Below are 19,589 nucleotides of genomic sequence, written 5' to 3'. Positions count from 1 at the left end.
GAGGCCGGACCGGCAAGACGGCATCACTGCTTGGGAAGATAGGCATCCGGCATCGGCGTACTGGGGAACCACTTTTCGTGCAGGGTTTTCCAGGCGCCGTCCTGCATGGCGGCCTGGAGGGCCTTGTTCAGCGCTTCGCGCAGCGCGTCATTGCCCTTGCGAACGACGAAACCGGCCGGTGCGTCGAAACTCGGGATGTTGACGGCGACCTTCAGCTCGGGATAGCGCGCCGAATAATCCTTTGCCGCCTCATAATCGAGAAAATGCGCATCGACCGTGCCATTGTTGAGCGCGGAGACGGCGGAGTTGTTGTCCGGGAACTTCACCAGATCGGCGCCGGCAAAATTTTTCTCGGCATAGATTTCCTGCAGCGTGCCCTGCACCACGCCAAGGCGCTTACCCTTGAGGCCGGCCGCGTCGGTGATACCGGCATCCGGCGTCAATACGGTGAGAAAGCCGGCGAGGTAACCATCCGAGAAATCGACGGACTCCTTACGCTTGTCCGTCGTGCCGATCGCGGCGGCGGCGACGTCGAAGCGGCTGTTGGCGACCGACGGCATCAAGGCGGAGAATTCTTGGCCCGTGAAGACCACCTGTTCCTTCTTGAAGCCCAGGCGCTCGGCGACATTGAGGAAGAGTTCAATGTCGAAGCCGGTGAAACTGCCGTCGGCGGTGGTGAAGGCATAGGGCTTGGCATCGCCCATCGTACCGACGCTGATGACGGCGGGATCGATGAGACCCAGCGGGTTGTCCTGAGAAAGTGCCGGCGTAACAGCGCCCGCCAGCACTCCAAAGGCAACCGCGAGGGCGCCGGCACGCAACCGGGAAAAGGGAAAAGTGAGAGCTTCGGTGAATCGCATTGTTTCGTCTCCTCTGGTGGTGTCTGCGATGTCTACTAGGCATGCGGATCCTATCGGGACGGCGGCGTCACCCGCGCGTCCAGCCCATCACTTCGCATGCCGGAATATTTCTGCTCCTTATCGTGATACCGGTCTCAAATGAAAAGAGACCGGTCTCTTTGGCTTTTGACAATTGTTATCTTCGCATTTGCCAGTCGTCAATATCTCTTGTAAGGCTACCGCTCATGGACCAGAGCCCGCCTCGAAACACCTCCGTCACCGTGGCCGACGTCGCGCATAAGGCCGGCGTCTCGAAGGCGACCGCCGCCCGCGTGCTAGGCGGCTACGGGACGGTCAGCGACCGGGTACGCGAGGCCGTGACCGCCGCGGCACGCGCGCTCGACTACCGCCCGAACGAACTTGCCCGTAGCATGACGACGGGCCGCTCGGGCACGATCGGTGTCGTGGTGGGCGATATCGAAAACCCGTTCTTCAGCCTCGCCGTGCGTGGCATTACCGATGTTGCCCGCCAGGCGGGCTTCACAGTCATCCTCATCAATTCGGGCGAGGACGTCCCCGCCGAAAAAGCAGCGATCAGAACCTTGCTTGCAAAGCGCGTGGACGGCCTCATCGTCTCACCGGCTAAGGAGAGCGATGTCGAGCATCTGCGCGAGGCGATCCGCTCGGGCCTGCCGCTCGCGCTGCTGGACCGCGGCAGCGACACACTCGACGTTGATACCGTCATTGCCGACGACCGGCATGCGGCCGAGGGCGTCACCCGCAGGCTCATCGCCCTTGGCCACCGCCGCATCGCCTATCTCACCGCCTGCGACACACCGGACCATCGCTTCCGGACGGCAGCCGACATCAACACCGGCTCCGTGCGCCGGCGCATTGAAGGTTTTCTAGGCGTGTGCCGCGAAGCGAATCTCGATGGCATGGAAGATTGGGTGCATGTGGGCGCCGTGACGCCGGAGCATACGCACCGTATGGCTGCCGCGATGCTGCGAACGCCGCAGCGCCCGACAGCGATCATCGCCTCTGATAGCCTGATCGGCCTCGAAGTCTTCAAGGTGTGCCGTGAACTCGATCTCGGCATTCCAGGCGATTTGTCGCTGGTCTCGTTCCACGACGCGGACTGGACGTCCGTCACGACGCCTCCCGTTACCGTCGTGCGCCAGCCCGTCTATGGCCTCGGCGAGACCGCGGCCAAGCTGCTGGTCGAGCGCCTGAACGGGAAGGCCGGCGCTGCAAACCGCATCGTCCTGCGCACCGAAGTCGTCGACCGCGCCTCCATCGCCGACGCTCGCGTATAGCATCGAGGCCTCCTCAGAACTGTGCCGCGAGCCGCAGGGCATCCAGCATGGCGGCATGGACCGATCGGCTGCTGACGGCGTCGCCGATCCGATGCAACTCGAAGCCGGCGGACGGCTGTGCACGCAGGGGCGCCACGCCCAGCAGGCTTTCGACCGCCGTGGCGCCGTCATTTGCCGAGAACGGGCGCAGTTCCTCGAAAAGGTCGTTCACCGGCACGGTACCATGTTCGACAATGACCTGCGCGTGGGTTTCGCGCAATTCCCGGCCGGTCAGGAGGTGGCGCAACACCACCTCGCGTCGCCCCTCCCGCACGCTCGCCGAAACGAGTTCGTATTCCAGCAGCACCCGAACATCCCATTCGGCGAGGGCCTTGCGGTAGGTGATGCTCGAATGGTGCTCCATTTCCGGCGCGACCGAGGGATCGCGGGCAACGAATGTCACGCGCTTCCCGGCTGCGGCGATTTCCGCGGCGACAGAAGGCCCGGGATGGCGGCCGGTGGCGTCATAGATCAGTACGTCATCGGCAATCTGTGCCGGATTTCCGAGCGCATCGAAGACGCTGAGACAGAGGTCGCTGCCGGAAACCGGTCCGAAATCCGGAATGCCGCCGGTGGCGACGAAGACGAGATCGGGGTGTTCGGCAAGAACGTCCGCCGCTTCCGCATAGACATTGAGCCGAATGTCGACGCCGAGCCGTTCCAGTTCGGCGATGCGCCAGTCGACGATACCGACCAGATCGCGTCGAAGCCGCGCTTTCGCAGCCAGCACCAGTTGTCCGCCAAGCCGGTCGGCGGCCTCCAGCAGCACGACCCAGTGCCCCCGCTCGGCCAGCACCCGGGCCGCCTCCAGCCCCGCCGGTCCGCCGCCGACGACGACCGCCTTGCGCCCGGCCCGCGGCGAGCGCTCGATCACCTGCGGCAGCCAGGTCTCGCGGCCTGTTGCCGGATTGTGGATGCAATGCGCCGGGCGGTAGAGACAATGCGAGGCACCGACGCAAGTACGGATCTCCTGCTCCCGCCCCGCACGCAGCTTGTTGACGATCTGCAGATCGGCCATATGCGCCCGCGTCATGCCGACCATATCGACCAGCCCCGCTTCTACCGCGTAGCGCGCCGTTGCGACATCGGCGATCTTGGCGGCGTGAAAGACCGGCAGATCGGTCTGCGCCTTGAATGTCCCGACCTGATGCAACCAGGGCGCGGCGGCGGCCGTCATGTCGGGGATATTGTAGACGAGCAGATTGAGGCGCGTGTCAAACCGGCCGAAGATGCAGTTGAAGAAATCGACCAGCCCTTCCCGCTCCAGCCGGTTGGCGACCGTGACCGCCTCGGCGAAGCTCAGGCCGTCCTTGTGGTCCTCATCGATCGTGTAGCGGATGCCGACCGGATAATCGCCGCCGACTTGCTTGCGGATCTCCTCGTAAACCAGAAGCAGGAAGCGCATCCGGTTTTCCAGCGAACCGCCGAACTCATCCGTGCGGCGATTGACCATCGGCGAGAGGAACTGCCCGATGAGATGGCCGCCGGTCATCGTCTCGATGCCGTCGAGCCCGCCCTCGCGCGCCCGCCGCGCGGCCTGGCCAAAGTCGCGCACAATGCGCGCGATATCGTGGCGGTCCATCTCATGGGCGAAGTTGCGGTTATAGTCCTCGCGCGAATGCGAGGGGCCAAGCGCCGGAAGCCAGGCGCCGACGGTGGCGTTGGCCCGCCGGCCGACATGGGAGATCTGGCACATCAGCGCCGCGTCGTGACGATGGATGCGCTCGGAAAAGGCGCGGAACACCGGGACGATCGCGTCACTCGAGACGTCGAGCTGCGTGCCGCCCCAGCTGGTATCGGCGGAGATGCGCGCCGAGCCGCCGAACATCGTCAGCGCCAGCCCGCCTTTCGCCTTCTCCTCGTGATAGCGCTGATAGGCGTCGAGCGGATGCCCGTCCTCGTCGAGGGCAGTCTCGTGGCTGGTGCTCATGATCCGATTGCGCAGGGTGAGCGGACCAAGCTGCAGCGGCCTCAGCAACGGATCGACCCCGCCTGCCGGCGTAGCCCCCAGGGCGTTCGCGTCCAAATCCGTATCCCCTACGCCGGACCGAGGGCCTTGCGCATGGCTTCGACGCATTGTTTTAGCGGCGGGGTGGGATCGACATTGTATTTCCAGTTGGTCAGTTCGACCGTCAGCGAGCCTTCGTAATTCTGGCTGCGCAGATAAGCGACCAGCTGGTAGAGGTCGATCATGCCGTCGCCCCAGGCGAGATGGCTGCCGCCCGCATCGGAATCGGTGAAATGCACATGCGCGACGCGGCCGGCGAGATGGGTGAAATAATCCTGCGGCGTCTCATGGGTCATCACCGCACCGGCGACGTCATAGACCGCGTGCAGCGCGGGGCTGTCGAGCCTGTCCATCAGCGCGCGGATTTCTCGCGCCGAGCGGATGATGTTGGCGAAGGAATCCGGCAGCGATTCCATCCACAGCTCGATACCGAGTTTTTGCGCGCGGTCGCAGAGGATGCCCATGGAATCGACGCAACGCTCCAGCGCCTGTTCCGCCGGCTCGTCGCGGTAGCCGCCGCCTGCCGTCACCAGAAGCGCCGGTGCGCCGCATTCGGTGGCGAATTCCATCGATTCCAGGAAATAACGCAGCGAGCGGTCGCGTAGCTCCGGCTCCCTGGCGGAGATATTGATCGGATAGATGCATTGCTCCGGTGTGAAGGCGACGATGTCGAGGCCCATGCCGCGGACCTTGCGTCCCAGCGCCCGCGCGTCGGCCAGCGTCCTGTCGCCGATATAGAAATGCGGCGCCGCGGCCCAAAGCTCGATGCGCGAGACCCCGGCCTCGCAGACATCGGCCAGAAACCGGTCCAGCGTATGCCGGACATAGTGGAAATTCATCACGCTGATACTGCGTTCGTCGAGTGCCATGATCTGTTCTCCTCCGGTGGGTGTTGGCGGGGTTTTCCGCCTATTTATGAGAACGTTCTCTTTTTATTTAGCAAACAATCCGGCTTCCCTGCAGGTTCAAGGCACGCGAAGGCTGAATTCGGTCGTCGTCTCCGCCATGAAAGCGGCGACCTGCGCCGCCGTCTCCTCCGGCGTCCAGCCGAGATGCGGCGCGGCCAGTTTCGCGGCAGTTTCCGCGTGGCCTCGGCCCAAATCCGGTTCCCAGCCGGCGGAAAGGCGACGGCGCAGGATATCCGTGAGCGTGCGCGCCTGCTCGTTGAGGACCGCATGGGTGACGGATGTTTCCGTGACGCGATCCATATCCGGGGATGGCGGCAACGGCGCGTCGAGCGGACGCGGCGGGCCGGATGGCGACAGCCGGCGACGAACGGCGCGCGTCAGCCGCCGTCCGGCGTCGCGGTGGGTCATCAGCAGGCCGCCGGTGAAGGTGAAGATATTCGGCAAGCCTTCGTCGGTTAGATCATGCTCGCAGACGGCGGGTGAAGAGCCCTTGCCGTCCCTGGCAAGGCTGCGCGGCCGCACGCCCGCCCAGGCATAGAGTACATCCTCGCGGTTCAGGCCGAAGCCTGGGAACAGGCGGCCGAGCTGACCGAGAATGGCCGCGATCTCCGCCTCCGTCGCGCGAAACCCCTCCGGCCTGCCATCCGAAGCGGAATCCCATGGCCCCACATAGTGAAGCTCGCCCCAGGGGATCAGGTAAAAGGGTGCGCCCGCCTCGGTCACGGTTTCGAAACCGATGCCGCGCAGGCTTTGCGGCAGGCGGACGACGATGTTCGTGCCCTTTTCGCCGATACTCCTGCGCAGATGCGGCGCCCCGGCCAGGGCGGCGATCTCATCGGTCCAGACGCCGGCGCAATTGACCACGGCCCGCGCCAGAACATCGCGCGCGCCCCCGGCCGTCGTCAGCGTCACCCGCCAGCGATCGCCTTGCCGCGCCAGCCCAGTTACGGCCGTATGGTTCAGCGCCTCCATGCCGATCGCCCGGGCCTTCATGATCGTATCGACGACAATGCGCTCCGGCCAATGATATTGGTATTCGGTGAAACTCATCGCCCCGCGCATGTCCCGCAGCCCGGCCATGCCCTGAAGTGCCGGATGCGCCCGTGCTTCCTCGGCGGACAGGATTCGAAGGTTGAGGGGCACCTGACCGCCGTCGCTCGCCGCCATCAGGCGAAAAGCGAGCCGCGCCTTCCAACGGGGAATGGCGTTTTCCGGCGTCAGCGGAACGATGAAGGTGACGGGCTTTACCCGCTCGGGCGCCAGGCGCACGAACTCCGCCCGCCCCTGCATCGCGCGGCGCATGAGGCTGAGGCACTCGATTGCACTGCGCGGATGGGCAAGAAAGGCCGCAATCGAACTGCTGGCGGCAGAGAGATAACCGAGCCCGCAATGCTGCAGGCGCGAGGTCTTGCTGGAGGTGCCCGCGCCGTAATCATCCCGCTCGGCCAGCAGCGTGCGATAGCCCGCCGCCGTAAGATGCTGGCCGGCCGCGGCGGCGATGATGCCGCCGCCAATCACCACGGTGTCGTATATGCCGCTCACACCCACCTCCCACACATCGCCGGAACGATGTCTCTTCATGCCGAATGTGAGAACGTTCGCAAAATTTTGCCGTGGGTGTCAAGGTCCGCTTGACGTTGTCGCGAAAATTATAATACGTATTATAACGTCATATAGAAAGGTACGACCATGTCCCTCCCCTCCGCCTTTGACGCCGGCATCGTTGCCGCGCTCTCCGCTCTCGATGCAAAATCGGTCAAGCATGTGTTCTTCGTCGCCTGCGGCGGCTCGCTGTCGATCATGTATCCGGCCAAGTTCCTGCTCGACCAGCACGCGCCGCTTCCCTCGGATGTATATAACGCCGCCGAGTTCGTCGCTCGTGCGCCGCGCGTGCTCGACAGGAATTCTCTGGTCATCCTCTGCTCGATGACCGGCACCACCAAGGAAACCACCGCCGCCGCCGAATTCGCCCGCTCGAAGGGCGCCGCCACCATCGGCCTGACGGTCGAGCCCGCCTCACCGCTCGCCAAGGCGGTCGATCATGTCGTCGGCTTCGAGGCGCCCTATACGACCGGCGTGCCGATCGACGCCAGGGACAGCAACTATTCGCGGATCTACCAGATCGTCATGGGCCTCGTGGCGCTGACCGGCGGCGAAGACCTGACCGAGACGCTGATCAGCAGCCTTGCCGCCCTGCAGCCGGCGATCGACCGCGCGCACGCCGTCTTTGCGCCCGCCTTCGAGGACTATGCGCCGCGCTTTGCCAAGGAAGACGTCGTCTACACGGTCGCCAGCGGCGCCAGCTACGGTGCGGCCTATTCCTTCGCCATCTGCGTGCTGATGGAAATGCAGTGGATCAACAGCCAGGCGATCCATGCCAACGAGTTCTTCCACGGCCCGTTCGAGGTGCTGGACAAGGATCGCGCCTTCATCCTCCTCAAGGGGCTCGACAGCACGCGACCGCTCGAACAGCGCGCCGACGAATTCCTCCACCGCTTCGGCTCGGCCGAGAACATCCTGGTTCTCGATGCGGAAAAGCTCGATCTTTCCGGCATTGATCCGCAGTTCCGCGGCAATGTCGTGCCGCTGATCTTCTTCGACACGCTCTGGCGTTTCGCCTATAAGATCGCCGACCTGCGCAAGCATGAAATGCTGGAAGCACGGCGCTACATGAAGAAGATCAGCTACTGAGAAAGCCTGGAAGAGCGGATGGACGACCAAGCAAACCTCTTGCCGCTCTATGAACAGGTCCGGCGCGCGATCTTGGCCGGCATCGAAACCGGCCAGTTCGCCGAGGGCAGCTTCCTGCCCCCGGAACCGGAGCTGATGGCGCGCTACGACGTCAGCCGGATCACCCTCAGGCGCGCCATCGGCGAACTGTGCGCCGACGGCCGCCTGCAGCGGCAGCAAGGCCGCGGCACCATCGTCATGCCGGGCAAGGTGCGCCAGACGCTGGTCTCTCTGTCCGGCTTTTCCGAAACCATGGACGGGCTCGGGCGCAAGGCCGGCCATCGCATCCTCTCCTGTGCCGACAATCCCGACGCGCCTGCCATCCGCGCCCGGCTGCAGGCCGAAGCGCTGATCCGCTTCGACCGGCTGCTGGAGGATGACGGCCGGCCGATGACGCTGGAAACGCTGTGGTTCGATGCGCTGCGTTTTCCCGAGGTGATCGAGCCGGTCGCGGCCGGCGGCTCGTTCTTCGCGGCGCTGCGCGAAAAAGCCGGCATCGAGCCGGCCCATGCCGAGCGGCAGATCGATGTCGGCCTTGCCACCGCCGGCGAGCGCGCCATCCTCTGCGTCAGCGCCACCCAGCCCGTCTACCGCATCGAAAAGATCGTCACCGACGCGCAGGGGCGTCCGCTCGCTCTGTCGCAACTCGTCACCCCCAGCCATCTGGTCACCTACACGATCAAGACCTGAAAGGTTCGCCATGCACGTTTTCGACGCCGCCGCGGTTCACGCGGCGCTTCCCTGGCCGTTTCTGATCGAGGCGCTGCGCAAGGCGCATCTTGGGGACATGCCCGCCTCCGAGGTCGTGGTGCAGTCCGATCCGGCCGGCGGTGAAGCCCAGTTCGTCACCCTGCCCGGCTGGGCGCCCGGCGGCCCGATCGTCGTGAAGATGGTCGGCGTCTTTCCGCAGAACGCGAGCCTCACGCCGCCGCAACCGGCCGTTCAGGGTCTGGTGGCGCTGTTCGACGGTAAGACCGGCGGGCCGCTGTTGGCCGCCGACGGCGCGGCCATGACGGCGCGCAAGACCGCTGCCGATTCCGCCCTCGGCGCCGCCATCCTCGCGCGACAGGATGTGGAAGAGCTGCTGATCGTCGGTGCCGGCGCGCTTGCGCCGCATTTCGCCGCGGCGCATCTGGCCGCACGCCCCACGCTGCGGCGGGTCGCGATCTGGAACCGCACCGCCGCGCGGGCGGAAGCCGTCGCCGTCCAGCTTCGGGAGCAGGACATCGACGCCACGGTGAGCGGCGATCTCGATGCCGCGGTCGCTCGCGCCGACGTCGTGTCCTGCGTCACCATGTCGGACACGGCCTTGGTGAAGGGAGCGCTTCTGCGGCCCGGCACCCACCTCGATCTCGTCGGCGCCTATCTGCCGACGCTTCGGGAAGCCGACGACGCGGCCCTGATGCGCGGCACGATCTTCGTCGACAGCCGCAACAACATGCGCGGCGGCGGCGATCTCTCGCAGGCCGTCGCCTCCGGTGCCATCACCTGGGATGCCGTCAAGGCCGATCTTTTCGAGCTCGTGCAGGGGAAGAGAGAAGGCCGCGTCAGTGCCGACCAGATCACCGTGTTCAAGAACAACGGCGGCGCCCATCTCGACCTTTTCACCGCATCGGCGTTGTCGCAGGCGCTCGGCTGACGCTTTACGCGTCAGCCAGAACCCGCGCCAGAAACGCCCGCGTACGATCGTGCTGCGGGCGTGTCAGCACATCCGCCGGCCGCCCTTCTTCCACGATCACTCCGCCATCCATGAAGATCAGATGGTCGGCAACATCACGCGCAAAGCCCATTTCATGGGTGACGACGACCATGGTCATGCCGTCATTGGCCAGCTGCCGCATGACGGCCAGAACCTCGCCGACAAGCTCCGGGTCGAGCGCCGAGGTCGGCTCGTCGAACAGCATCACATCCGGCTTCATCGCCAGCGAGCGGGCGATCGCCGCGCGCTGCTGCTGGCCGCCGGAAAGCTGGGCCGGATAATAGTCCGCGCGCTCCTTCATGCCGACGCTCTCCAGAAGCACCATCGCCTCTTCGATCGCCGCCGCCTTCGGCACGCGCTTGACCAGAACCGGGGCCTCGATGACGTTTTCGAGCACCGTCTTGTGCGGGAAGAGATGGAACCCCTGGAACACCATGCCCATGCGCTGGCGCTGGCGTGCAAGCTCGTTGAAGCTCATCTCGTAGAGCTTTTCGCCCTTCCAGCGCACACCGACCGGCTCACCGTTGAGGAAGATCGCGCCGCCCGTGGGCTTTTCGAGATAGTTGAGGCAGCGCAGCAGCGTGCTCTTGCCGGAACCGGAGGGGCCGACGATGCAGGTCACGTCGCCACGCAGCACCGCGACATCGATGCCGCGCAGCACTTCGTGAGCGCCGAAGCTCTTGCGCAGGCGCTCGACTTTCAGCAGCGGCTCGACATTCATCACAGGGTCTCCTGCTGGCGCGCGAACAGGCGGAATGGGAAGAACCCGCCCGCTTTCTTCGCACCCGCGCGGCGTTCGGATTTCAATCGGTGTTCGACGGCGTGCTCGACGACGGTCAGGACGGTGGTGAGCACGAGATACCAGATGGTCGCGACCAGAAGCAGCGGCACCGTCTGGTAGGTGCGGGCATAGACCATCTGCGCCGAATAGAGCAGATCGGGCAACGCCAGCACGGAGACGAGCGAGGTGAATTTCAGCATCGAGATCGTGTCATTGCCGATCGGCGGAATGACGATGCGCAGCGCCTGCGGCAGCACGATGCGGCGAAGCGTTTGGCCGCGCGTCAGCCCAAGCGTGGCGGCGGCCTCCGTCTGGCCGGCATTGATCGCCTGGATGCCGGCGCGGATCATTTCGGCCGCATAGGCGCTTTCGGTGAACGCGAGGCCCATGATGGCGGCACTAAATGGAGTGATGAGTTCGTTGGTATTCCAGGAGATGAGCTTCGGTCCGCCGAACGGTATACCGATCGAGATCTCCGGCAGGAGCAGCGCCAGATTGTACCAGAAGATCATTTGCACCAACGGCGGCACGCCCCGGAAGAACCAGATCCAGCTCCAACTGACGGACTGGAAGACACTACTGGCCGACAGGCGCATGATGGCGAGCACGACACCGATCGCGAGCCCAAGCGCCATGGCAAGCGCCGTCAAAAGCAGCGTCATGCCGAGGCCGGAAAGGATCGCTGGGCTGAACATATATTCGGCGACCACGCTCCATTGCATGTTCTTGTTGGTGACCAGCACCTGCAGGAAGACGACGGCGAGGATCGCAAGCGCTACGCCGCCGATCCAGTGGCCGATCTTCGGCACCGCAATAGGCTTCACATCGTGGATTGAGGGGCGCGAGAGGGGTTTGTCAGGCATCGTCGTTCCTTGCTGCCCATCCCGGGCTGTGTGGTCCGGCCCGAAGCATGCCTCGGGCCGGACATGGCCTCACAGATCTGCCGGGTGCTCTTCGGTGATCAGCAGCGCCTTGCTCAGCATGCCGCTGTCGTTCAGGCCCCACTTGGCCATGATCTTCTCATAGGTGCCATCGTCGATCATCGACTGGATCGTATCCGTCAGCACCTGGCCGAGCGGATCACCCTTGCGCACGCCGATGCAGCTGTTGACCGGCGAAAGAACCAGTTCGGAAACCTTCAGGTCGCCGGTCTGGGTTGCCATATAGGCAAGCTTGACCGATCCGCCCACCGTGGCCTGCGCGCGATTGGAGCGCACGGCAAGCTCGGCCTGCGCCTGTGTGCCGTGGGTCTGCATGACCACCGGCTTGTCCTTGCATTCGTTGACGTTCAACTTTTCGAGAAGGCCGATGTCCCACGAGCCGTTGAGGACGGCGATCGTCAGCCCGCAGGCGTCGGCGGCCGACTTGATGTCGAGCGCGCTGTCCTTCGGATAGGCAAAGGAGGTGCCGATGCGGCGCTGGGAGACGAAGTCGAGCGTCTTCAGCCGCTCCGCCGTCGTGCCGAAGGACGAGAAGCCGGCATCGAAGCGCTTGGACTGCAGGCCCGGAATGATGGCATCGAAGCTCGTGCCCTCGAAGGCGAAGGTCACGCCGAGGCGCTGCTCCATCTCCTTGGCGATATCGACGCTCCAGCCCTTGAGCTGACCATCGGCATCCTGGTATTCGTCCGGTGCCCAGTCGTTGAAGACGGCGGCCTTGATGCCGTTGTCTTTGTATTCCTGCGGCAGCGCATCGTGCAAAGCGGGAATGACATCGGCCAGCGCCGGCATCGCCAGTGCAGCGCTCAGGACGCATCCGGCCAGAATGGATTTCAACATGACGACCTCCTTGTTGTAGCGAACCCGGCGGGCTCGTGATGGCGTTCTCCGGCTCCCCTTATACAGTCGCGAGAACGTTCTCACATATGAGACACGGAGATTCCCGATCCGTCAAGCGCCGTCGTCACCGAGAACTGCGGTTATTGGCGTTGAAAACCTTCGCCAATCTGCTAACACCTAAGAAGAGCTGCCGTTTTCTGCGAACCTCACATGATAGGTTTCTCATTTCGGCAGGGCGAAAATGTGAGAGGAATTGCCGCGTGGCTCCGAAAAGCAAGGCAACGATCACGGATGTTGCGCGGGCAGCAGGCGTTTCCACGGCGACCGCAGGACGCGTGCTCGGCGGCTACGGCTATACCAGCGAGGACAAGAAGGAGCAGGTTCTCAAGGCAGCCCAGAGCCTCGGCTATCGTCCCAATGCGCTGGCGCGCAGCCTCATCACCGGCAAGACCCGCACGCTCGGCGTCGTCGCTGGCGATATCCAGAACCCGTTCTATGCCTCAGTCCTGCGCGGCGTTTCCAATGTCGCGGAGGCCAACGGCTTCGGCCTGCTGATCACCAACAGCGACGAAGCCCAGCCCAAGGAGGTTCATTCGGTCGAGCTTCTGGCGCAGAAGCAGGTGGACGGGCTGATCGTCACCCCAAGCGACACGCGCAAGGCGCGACACCTGCACAATCTCAGGGCTATGGGCGTACCGCTCGTGCTGATCGACCGTGCCGTCGCCGGCCTGATGGTCGACCGTGTCGCGACCGACAACATTGCCGCTGCCGAGCAGGCGGTGCGCCATCTGATCGCCGCGGGCCACCGCCGGATCGGCATCGTGGCGGAACTCGTCGACGAGGAGAGCGGCGGCCTGGAATCCTTCCTCGCCCGCGCCATCGCCGGCGACCCGATCGAGAGTGAAACACTCTATCCGAGCTGGCAGCGTCTTCTCGGCTATATCCGGGCGCACCGGATCGAGGGCCTGCCCGTCGATCCACGCCTGACGCTCAGGGCCGGAAGCTATTCCGCCCAGGCGGCCCAGGCCGTCGTGCCCCGCGTGATGGCGGCCCCCGAGGCGCCGACCGCGCTCTTCACCACCGACGGCACCATGTCGGAGGGCACGATGCGGGCATTGGCCGAACTGACGCTCTCGATCCCGCAGGATGTCTCGATCATCTGCTTTGACGATCTCGACTGGATGAGTTTTCATCGCCCGGGCATCACCACCGTCGCGCAGCCGCGGCTTGCCATGGGCGAAGCGGCCGCACGGATGCTGCTGGAGCGCATCCGCGGCGAGGATTATCCGCCGCGCACGGTGCTGATGCCCGCAGAGCTGATCGAGCGCGGTTCCGTCGCGCGGCTCTGATTTCGCGGAGCACAGTGGTAACGATCCTTGTCGCGACTGACGCCCGAAAGCTAGCTATCGCATCGTTTCTTCATGATTTTCATGAGAGAAAGGTTGACGGTCACCCCTCAGCAAGGCCGCACCCTTTCCTCTGAATTTCGCTACCGCACCCCATTTCCGGCACGGCTGACGCAGGAAACCGTTTGCCTTTTTTGACGCAGCCCTATAATTGAGAACGTTCTCAGTTTCTTCTCAGGAGAGTCCGTCCAATGTCGCGCGCCGCCAGAATTCTCGCTTTCGGTGATAATGTCGTTGATTGCTACCGCGACCAGAATCTGATGTTTCCCGGCGGAAACTGCGTTAATCATGCCGTTTTCGCACGCCGCGCAGGCGCCGAAACAGCCTATGCGGGCGCGGTCAGCGACGACGAAGCCGGTCGCCTGATCCGCCGGGCTTTGATCGAGGAAGGCGTGGATGTCTCGTCACTGCGCACCGAACCAGGGCAGACAGCCTATTGCGTGATCGAGACACAGGACGGTGACCGGGTGTTCGTCGGCGCCAATCTTGGTGTCTCGATCATCGCCCCGGGAGGAGCCGACCTGGCGCGGCTTTCGGACTTCGACGCCGTACACACCGGCCGATCGAGTCATGTTGACACCTGGCTGCCGCGCTTCGCCGCGGCGACGAAAATCTCCTACGACCTTGCCACCGTCCATGATCCCGAGCGCATCGCTCAGGTGGCGCCGCATTGCTTCCTGATCGCCTTCTCGGCTGGCAGCGCTTCCCGTGAGGAGGCACTGGGATTGGCTGAGCACGCCCGTGCAGCCGGCGCTCGCTGGAGCCTCGTCACCCGGGGCATCGAAGGCGCTCTTCTCGCCGGCGAAACCGGCATGGTCGAAGGCCCCGCCAAGCAGGTCGACGCTGTCGATACGCTGGGAGCCGGCGACACCTACATCGCCAACGTCCTCGTCGGCCTGCTCGATGGCCTCCGGCCCGAAGCCATCCTGCAAAAAGCAGCGGAAGCCGCCGCGCAGACCTGCCTTATTCGCGGCGCCTTCGGCTACGAGGCGTCCATGAGCGTCGACCTTTCGAACATGATGAACCTTGAAGAGGTTTATCGCACTACCCGCCCTGCGAAGGCGCCGGAGGACGCCTAGCAGGCGTTATCTTTAGTGGATATTTCCTTGTTGTCGCAGCCGCCCGCAGCACCTGCCAGCGTTCAAGGTCATTGCCCACGCCCTGCCCCATCAAGGACAACTGTAGGTCACGCTTCTTGGCCGAACGCAAAAGGATGTTCAAGTATCCGCCTCACCGCACGTTCGGATAGTCAAAAGTTTGCGCCCTCCTCATTTTTGGTGATCGTCTCCACCCCATCCCATACGCCGACAATAATCCTCCGCAGCCAGGATAGCTTCATGCCGGCTCGCGAAGGGACCGGTCAGAAATTCCGACCTGCCGCGGAACTGGATGAACACACCCTTACTCACCACATCATAGAGAATTTGCATGCCGGCTTCGTATTTCACGATATGATAACTCCGCAGCTTCTTCCGTCGAAAGCGGGTCGTACGCGGCGGTGGGTTAGGGCAGGAGCCACACCGCGAGAAATTGAGGATGCGCCTTGAACCGATCGTTCGGAGGCTTGTTGGCTGACGCGTGTTGGGAGGAGACATGGGTCACGATATGTTCGAGCCAGAGGAACTTGCAGCAGTGCGGGCGGTTTTTGTGGATCTCGTTTCGCAACCTTGGTTCAGCCGAGGCCCGAATATGAGAAGAGACTGCGCACGATACCTGCTCGATGCCTTTCCCGGCGGAGTGTTTCGTCCCGAGCTTAAAAGGCCGACCGCGGAGGCCGTGGCGCGGGCGCGCTTTGTGCGCGCGACAGACGCCCACAGCAATTGCCGGTCAGCCATCCCCTAAGCCACCAGCGTCTGTTGATGCGCCATCAAGCGCCAGCCCTCTCCTGCCCGACATAGGAGGAGCCGCAGTGGGCGCAATAAGGTCGATCACCGTTGCGGAACGCTACCGCCGCATATGCCAGGAAGAAGACCTCCTCCGTCGCTATAGTTCGTCGCTCGCTCATCCGAACACCAACCCATCGGGGAGCAGCGCGCAGACTGTCGAGTGCTGACGCACGATCGAGAATTCCCATTCCAGGAAAAATCACCGGTGCATTGTGGCGGATGTGGGCCTCACAATGCTCGATACCTTCTAGCAAGAAACCTCGCTCAAGATCCCAAATCTCGTCCATGTTCTCTCTCTGCCAGAGGTCGACCGAGCGCGACGACGTTAGCATCGGTGTCCTTGCTCTGCGGAGCGTCGAGCCGCAGCTGGGCGGCGCGGTCTCGGGAAATGACGGAAGCCACGTGGGGTGACGTGCTTGCCCCTTGCAGCTTCCGGCCAGCGTCGCAGCAGGCACGATGATAGATAGAGAGCACTTGAAGAAGAACAATCGCGCTTCATTATATGAAGCATACATGTTGGAGGAATTGCCGTGCCGTCGAATGACACGTTGATCCTGGAACTTCGCCGCGTCGCGGAGGCCGGTACGCTCGCTGACGGCAAAGATGCGCGCGACTTACTCGATCAAGCAGCAAGAGCGATTCGCCGATTGCGCAAGGCGACAGGCCGGGGACCGACAGGCAATGTGGCCGATGCCGTCGTATTGCTCGATGACGTCGGCCGCAGCATAGGTGCGGGGCTCGCGACAGACGACACAGTGCGCGCCTCGTTGCGTGATGCAGCGGTGATGATCCGCGACCTCGAAAACTGTCGGTGAGCCGACAGGCGATCTTCTCGCTTGCCGGCGTCGTCAGGCGGTGCCGCTGTCTGTCCTCCGAGAAGGAAACCTTTGTCACATGCGTTCGCACCGGACGGTGGTGAAACGTCAACTTTGTTGGCGTGAATTCCTTGTGAGAGGTCCGCGGGGGCGTAGGGGCTTAAGCCACGGACCCCTCTCAAGCCGCATGCACCGCGGCCAGGAACACGTTGAACCTTGTTTTCTGAATGACGGATGAATGGGGGAACTACGGCCGACAACCCTGACGTCGAATTGGGGCCGCAAGCCGCGCTGTCATTTTCCATGGCCTTCCATGAGCTTCTCACTAATGCCGCGAAATACGGCGCGCTTTCGAATGCCGACGGGCGCGTCGAGATCACATGGAGCATTGAGCGGCGCGACAAGGCTGAAATCCTCGTAGCTTCGTGGCGGGAGACGGGTGGACCGCCCATTTCGAACGCAGCAAGCGAGCGCACAGGGTTCGGTTCCCGTCTGATCGCCACCAGCCTCAGCGCCTGTGGGGAGATAGACCTCGCCTACGAGCCAGACGGGCTGGTCCTTGTCGCCGAGTCGCAGCTGGCCAAACTGCAGTTCCGCAATGATCTGGGAATCGATGAATCGGGTCGTTGAAGATCGATCGAATGCACCGTTTCGTTCGAAAGCAGCGTTGCCAGGGGCTTCGTACGGTTTTGCCGCTAGCTCGTGGCGAATTCGCTCGGTGAGAGAAACCGCATGCCATCACCTATTTACCCGACACTGTCCTACAATGAGGCATTCGCACGCGGCTGTTCGCTCCCTACATGCAGTTTGGAAACCAAAAGGCCATGCGCAATCGGCGGTGGGTTGGATCGAGCGAACGAGCAGATAGCTTGGCGCGACTCCATGATGGAGCCGATTCGAGGAATGAACATGCCAAGTCAGCGCCTTCGCCGCCTCGCGCGAAACGACATTTCTGCCGACCTCCTGGTCCGCGCCATCCGTGACATCGACACAAAGCTCGAGCAGCACAGGCTGACCGACGAACCGGCTCCCTTCAGTATCTACCGCGCGCGGCGGATGTTGAAGGAGGCGCACGCGCGCTGTCGAGCGCGCGTCGAAACCTTGACGCATCAGGCGTTTCAAAGAGGACAAGCTGCGCGGCCCGATGCGATGCCCAAGCCGCATCGGTCTCGCAGGGGCCTGGTTGAGCGATACGAGGCGCTCCCGGGCTTTCCGACCTCGCGTGACCCGACGCAAGAATTGAGGGGTTGCGCCGCGCCCGCGCCGAAGACAAATTCGCCGCATCGCAGTTGTGAGTGCGATTTGCATGCCTATGAAGGGACGGACATGACCTACGACTGGACGGGAGAGACGACGCGCAAGCGCAATCGCGTGAAACTGGCAGCAGCCATTCTTCTCAGCGTTGCCATCGTTCTCGGCGTGCCCACCGCGCTCACGCCCTTCCTTTAGATGTAGACGTTCACGCCCGTCGCCCGCCGCCTCGGCCAGTTACCGCGGCTGAACACCTCCACCCACGACATCTCCTCGCCGATTGTGCGCCCGGCTGTTGACGGAAGATCATCGGCCTTGACAAGACACAGAGGCACCGGTTCCCAACCGATCAGCGATGAACTCGCTGGCCAATAGCGTCTCGTCATTCAGCGCATTGCCCTCGCATGACATGCAAATCGCCTTGTCATGTGGGCATCTATGGCGCGAACAGCAAGATGATCGAAATCCCGATCAGCAGAGGGCCTGCCCATCGGAATTGCCTGACGATCCGCACAAGCCAATCTTCTCGTGCGCCTGTGTCGAGATAGCCAAAACCAGCGACCGTCATCCAGACGCCGGCGCAGAACATAATCAACTGGTCAATGTGTACCATCTACGGTCGAACCCGATCGTCGCAAGATTTTTTCGATCACCTTGCCTTTCGCAAGCTCATCGATCAGCTTGTCCAGATAGCGGATTTCCCGCATGAGGGGCTCTTGGATTTCTTCCACGCGAACGCCGCAAATCAGGCCCTTGATCATTGTTCGCGATGGGTTCATGTCCGGCGCTCCGGCAAAGAAATCCTCGAAGCTGACTTGCCGTACCAGCGCGTCGTTCAACGCGTCTTGGCTGTATCCCGTCAGCCAACAGATGATCTCGTCGACTTCCGCCTTCGTGCGCCCCTTCTTCTGCGCTTTCGCGACATAGTGGGGATAAACATTGGCGACGCTGACCGAATAGATACGGTGAATTGCCATGCATTCTCCTGATTGACCCATTTGGCGTCTCTTCAGGTTAGCCGAGACGCCAGCGGACACAACGATCGGCGCCATCATGGGCATGTGGTCGGAAGAAATCCTGGGCCGTGTCGGCATCGCGTGCGAATACGGAAAATTCCGAATGGCCGACATCAGGCAATCGACGGGTTGTCCACGGTGCGCGAATAAGCCCAAACAGGCCGCGCCACCGCTTGCCGTGTGTGCGGTGCGGAACAAGCACGATCACCTGTCGTTCTGGAAGAACCGCGCTGGAACACCAGCCATAAACACGGCCAGGATGGATTCTCGATCCTATTGCAACCGAAAGGCCTCGCCATGGATCCTTTCTTCGCAAGGTTTGCCACAGCAACCGCCCATGCCACGGGAAGCCCTTACGCCTTCATTCTCTGTGTGGCGGCAGTTATCATTTGGGCCGTATCGGGACCGTTTTTCGGTTTCTCGGAAACATGGCAATTGGTAATCAACACTGCGACGACCATCATCACCTTCCTCATGGTATTCCTCATTCAAAACACCCAAAATCGCGATAGCGCCGCGCTGCAGGCCAAGCTTGATGAGATCATTCTGTTCACGGATGCCGAAAACGAATTCGTCGGGATCGAGAGGCTGACCGACAAGGAACTGGAAGAGCTTCATGCCCGATGCGAGAAAGCGGCCCGGCGGTCGCAGGCACTGCTGCAGAACGCGCATGCTGAACGGACGGCCAGAAAAAACAATCCGACGAAGCCCTGAAGCGGTCCATCGGGATACGCCTGTCCCAATAGACCGTGCGAGCGCTGATCACCGGTCATACGGCCGGCCGGAGCGCTCCGAGATCATGTGACCGCTGGCGCGATCGGCCAAAGGTGTGCAACAAGACACCCACACGACGAGGATATGATGATGGCAAACACGCCCCGAAGACCAGCCAACCCGAGAGACGCGGCCGAGGAACTGTTCAAGCCGGCCAAGAAGATCGCGGCGCCGGCCGTTGAAAGACCCACCATTCCGAACACGCGGGAGCTGGTCTCGCTGAAGATCGACAGCGATGTATTGGCGCACTTCCAGGCAGACGGTCCCGGCTGGCAGGACCGCATCAACGATACCCTGCGAACTGCAATAAAGGATCACATTCGCTGATGGGCCATGCCTTTGC

20 protein-coding genes are annotated in these 19,589 nt (G+C 63.0%); 11 read left to right on the top strand and 9 right to left on the bottom strand.

Features of this window, described 5'->3' with window-relative positions:
• Nucleotides 1-23: 23 nt before the first annotated feature.
• Nucleotides 24-860, bottom strand: coding sequence for an ABC transporter substrate-binding protein (locus tag MUU55_RS26715; protein WP_244763817.1), 837 nt, complete (start codon nucleotides 858-860; stop codon nucleotides 24-26).
• Between the two features lie 224 nt (nucleotides 861-1,084).
• On the opposite strand from MUU55_RS26715, the gene MUU55_RS26710 reads away from it, so the two are divergent.
• A complete protein-coding gene (locus tag MUU55_RS26710) occupies nucleotides 1,085-2,155 on the top strand; it encodes a LacI family DNA-binding transcriptional regulator (RefSeq protein WP_244763816.1) in 1,071 nt (356 codons plus the stop codon).
• Between the two features lie 13 nt (nucleotides 2,156-2,168).
• On the opposite strand, the gene MUU55_RS26705 is transcribed toward MUU55_RS26710, so the two are convergent.
• From MUU55_RS26705 to MUU55_RS26695, 3 genes are all read right to left on the bottom strand, one after another.
• Nucleotides 2,169-4,220 (bottom strand): oxidoreductase, encoded by a 2,052-nt coding sequence (locus MUU55_RS26705; protein WP_244763815.1) that lies wholly within the window; start codon nucleotides 4,218-4,220, stop codon nucleotides 2,169-2,171.
• 11 nt (nucleotides 4,221-4,231) lie between these two features.
• Nucleotides 4,232-5,071 (bottom strand): sugar phosphate isomerase/epimerase family protein, encoded by an 840-nt coding sequence (locus tag MUU55_RS26700; RefSeq protein ID WP_244763814.1) that lies wholly within the window; start codon nucleotides 5,069-5,071, stop codon nucleotides 4,232-4,234.
• Between the two features lie 96 nt (nucleotides 5,072-5,167).
• Nucleotides 5,168-6,652: an FAD-dependent oxidoreductase gene (locus MUU55_RS26695; RefSeq protein ID WP_244763813.1), complete on the bottom strand. Its 1,485-nt coding sequence runs from the start codon at nucleotides 6,650-6,652 to the stop codon at nucleotides 5,168-5,170.
• Between the two features lie 147 nt (nucleotides 6,653-6,799).
• On the opposite strand from MUU55_RS26695, the gene MUU55_RS26690 reads away from it, so the two are divergent.
• The 3 genes from MUU55_RS26690 to MUU55_RS26680 are packed head-to-tail and all read left to right on the top strand — an operon-like array spanning nucleotide 6,800 to nucleotide 9,479.
• Nucleotides 6,800-7,801: an SIS domain-containing protein gene (locus tag MUU55_RS26690; RefSeq protein WP_244763812.1), complete on the top strand. Its 1,002-nt coding sequence runs from the start codon at nucleotides 6,800-6,802 to the stop codon at nucleotides 7,799-7,801.
• 18 nt (nucleotides 7,802-7,819) lie between these two features.
• Complete coding sequence (locus tag MUU55_RS26685; protein ID WP_244763811.1) at nucleotides 7,820-8,530, top strand: GntR family transcriptional regulator; 711 nt, start codon at nucleotides 7,820-7,822, stop codon at nucleotides 8,528-8,530.
• Nucleotides 8,531-8,540: 10 nt separating this feature from the next.
• The gene (locus MUU55_RS26680; RefSeq protein ID WP_244763810.1) at nucleotides 8,541-9,479 is read left to right on the top strand and encodes an ornithine cyclodeaminase; all 939 of its coding nucleotides are present in this window, start codon (nucleotides 8,541-8,543) and stop codon (nucleotides 9,477-9,479) included.
• Between the two features lie 4 nt (nucleotides 9,480-9,483).
• Here MUU55_RS26680 and MUU55_RS26675 read toward each other — a convergent pair whose 3' ends face one another.
• From MUU55_RS26675 to MUU55_RS26665, 3 genes are all read right to left on the bottom strand, one after another.
• Complete coding sequence (locus MUU55_RS26675) at nucleotides 9,484-10,260, bottom strand: amino acid ABC transporter ATP-binding protein (protein ID WP_280519137.1); 777 nt, start codon at nucleotides 10,258-10,260, stop codon at nucleotides 9,484-9,486.
• Nucleotides 10,260-11,183, bottom strand: coding sequence for an amino acid ABC transporter permease (locus MUU55_RS26670; RefSeq protein ID WP_244763809.1), 924 nt, complete (start codon nucleotides 11,181-11,183; stop codon nucleotides 10,260-10,262). Before MUU55_RS26670 ends, MUU55_RS26675 begins: the two co-directional genes overlap by 1 nt.
• Nucleotides 11,184-11,252: 69 nt before the next feature.
• A complete protein-coding gene (locus MUU55_RS26665; RefSeq protein ID WP_244763808.1) occupies nucleotides 11,253-12,098 on the bottom strand; it encodes an ABC transporter substrate-binding protein in 846 nt (281 codons plus the stop codon).
• Between the two features lie 260 nt (nucleotides 12,099-12,358).
• On the opposite strand from MUU55_RS26665, the gene MUU55_RS26660 reads away from it, so the two are divergent.
• The gene (locus MUU55_RS26660; RefSeq protein ID WP_244763807.1) at nucleotides 12,359-13,447 is read left to right on the top strand and encodes a LacI family DNA-binding transcriptional regulator; all 1,089 of its coding nucleotides are present in this window, start codon (nucleotides 12,359-12,361) and stop codon (nucleotides 13,445-13,447) included.
• 248 nt (nucleotides 13,448-13,695) lie between these two features.
• Nucleotides 13,696-14,583, top strand: coding sequence for a PfkB family carbohydrate kinase (locus MUU55_RS26655; protein ID WP_244763806.1), 888 nt, complete (start codon nucleotides 13,696-13,698; stop codon nucleotides 14,581-14,583).
• A 189-nt stretch (nucleotides 14,584-14,772) separates the two neighbouring features.
• On the opposite strand, the gene MUU55_RS26650 is transcribed toward MUU55_RS26655, so the two are convergent.
• Nucleotides 14,773-14,952, bottom strand: coding sequence for a hypothetical protein (locus tag MUU55_RS26650; protein ID WP_244763805.1), 180 nt, complete (start codon nucleotides 14,950-14,952; stop codon nucleotides 14,773-14,775).
• Nucleotides 14,953-15,920: 968 nt separating this feature from the next.
• Here MUU55_RS26650 and MUU55_RS26645 point away from each other — a divergent pair.
• From MUU55_RS26645 to MUU55_RS26635, 3 genes are all read left to right on the top strand, one after another.
• Complete coding sequence (locus MUU55_RS26645; protein ID WP_244763804.1) at nucleotides 15,921-16,205, top strand: hypothetical protein; 285 nt, start codon at nucleotides 15,921-15,923, stop codon at nucleotides 16,203-16,205.
• Between the two features lie 234 nt (nucleotides 16,206-16,439).
• Complete coding sequence (locus MUU55_RS26640; RefSeq protein WP_244763803.1) at nucleotides 16,440-16,835, top strand: sensor histidine kinase; 396 nt, start codon at nucleotides 16,440-16,442, stop codon at nucleotides 16,833-16,835.
• 252 nt (nucleotides 16,836-17,087) lie between these two features.
• Entirely contained in the window at nucleotides 17,088-17,654 is a 567-nt protein-coding gene (locus MUU55_RS26635; protein ID WP_244763802.1) for a hypothetical protein, read from the top strand.
• A gap of 401 nt (nucleotides 17,655-18,055) precedes the next feature.
• Here MUU55_RS26635 and MUU55_RS26630 read toward each other — a convergent pair whose 3' ends face one another.
• A complete protein-coding gene (locus MUU55_RS26630; protein ID WP_244763801.1) occupies nucleotides 18,056-18,433 on the bottom strand; it encodes a DUF2200 domain-containing protein in 378 nt (125 codons plus the stop codon).
• Between the two features lie 336 nt (nucleotides 18,434-18,769).
• Between MUU55_RS26630 and MUU55_RS26625 the strand changes: the two genes are divergently transcribed.
• Both MUU55_RS26625 and MUU55_RS26620 read left to right on the top strand, forming a co-directional pair.
• The gene (locus tag MUU55_RS26625) at nucleotides 18,770-19,186 is read left to right on the top strand and encodes a low affinity iron permease family protein (protein ID WP_244763800.1); all 417 of its coding nucleotides are present in this window, start codon (nucleotides 18,770-18,772) and stop codon (nucleotides 19,184-19,186) included.
• A gap of 150 nt (nucleotides 19,187-19,336) precedes the next feature.
• A complete protein-coding gene (locus MUU55_RS26620; protein WP_244763889.1) occupies nucleotides 19,337-19,573 on the top strand; it encodes a BrnA antitoxin family protein in 237 nt (78 codons plus the stop codon).
• Nucleotides 19,574-19,589: the final 16 nt, after the last annotated feature.

The sequence above is a fragment of the Shinella curvata genome (assembly GCF_022899935.1).
Classification (GTDB): Bacteria; Pseudomonadota; Alphaproteobacteria; order Rhizobiales; family Rhizobiaceae; genus Shinella; species Shinella curvata.
Note: the sequence above shows the minus strand (reverse complement) of the source record. Positions and strands in the feature narration are given on the sequence as shown.

Coding starts and splice junctions, on each gene's coding strand:
- MUU55_RS26715 (WP_244763817.1), bottom strand. CDS start 860: ATGCGATTCACCGAAGCTCTCACTTTTCCCTTTTCCCGGTTGCGTGCC.
- MUU55_RS26620 (WP_244763889.1), top strand. CDS start 19,337: ATGGCAAACACGCCCCGAAGACCAGCCAACCCGAGAGACGCGGCCGAG.
- MUU55_RS26685 (WP_244763811.1), top strand. CDS start 7,820: ATGGACGACCAAGCAAACCTCTTGCCGCTCTATGAACAGGTCCGGCGC.
- MUU55_RS26680 (WP_244763810.1), top strand. CDS start 8,541: ATGCACGTTTTCGACGCCGCCGCGGTTCACGCGGCGCTTCCCTGGCCG.
- MUU55_RS26630 (WP_244763801.1), bottom strand. CDS start 18,433: ATGGCAATTCACCGTATCTATTCGGTCAGCGTCGCCAATGTTTATCCC.
- MUU55_RS26710 (WP_244763816.1), top strand. CDS start 1,085: ATGGACCAGAGCCCGCCTCGAAACACCTCCGTCACCGTGGCCGACGTC.
- MUU55_RS26665 (WP_244763808.1), bottom strand. CDS start 12,098: ATGTTGAAATCCATTCTGGCCGGATGCGTCCTGAGCGCTGCACTGGCG.
- MUU55_RS26675 (WP_280519137.1), bottom strand. CDS start 10,260: ATGAATGTCGAGCCGCTGCTGAAAGTCGAGCGCCTGCGCAAGAGCTTC.
- MUU55_RS26700 (WP_244763814.1), bottom strand. CDS start 5,071: ATGGCACTCGACGAACGCAGTATCAGCGTGATGAATTTCCACTATGTC.
- MUU55_RS26690 (WP_244763812.1), top strand. CDS start 6,800: ATGTCCCTCCCCTCCGCCTTTGACGCCGGCATCGTTGCCGCGCTCTCC.
- MUU55_RS26635 (WP_244763802.1), top strand. CDS start 17,088: ATGATGGAGCCGATTCGAGGAATGAACATGCCAAGTCAGCGCCTTCGC.
- MUU55_RS26625 (WP_244763800.1), top strand. CDS start 18,770: ATGGATCCTTTCTTCGCAAGGTTTGCCACAGCAACCGCCCATGCCACG.
- MUU55_RS26640 (WP_244763803.1), top strand. CDS start 16,440: ATGAATGGGGGAACTACGGCCGACAACCCTGACGTCGAATTGGGGCCG.
- MUU55_RS26670 (WP_244763809.1), bottom strand. CDS start 11,183: ATGCCTGACAAACCCCTCTCGCGCCCCTCAATCCACGATGTGAAGCCT.
- MUU55_RS26655 (WP_244763806.1), top strand. CDS start 13,696: ATGTCGCGCGCCGCCAGAATTCTCGCTTTCGGTGATAATGTCGTTGAT.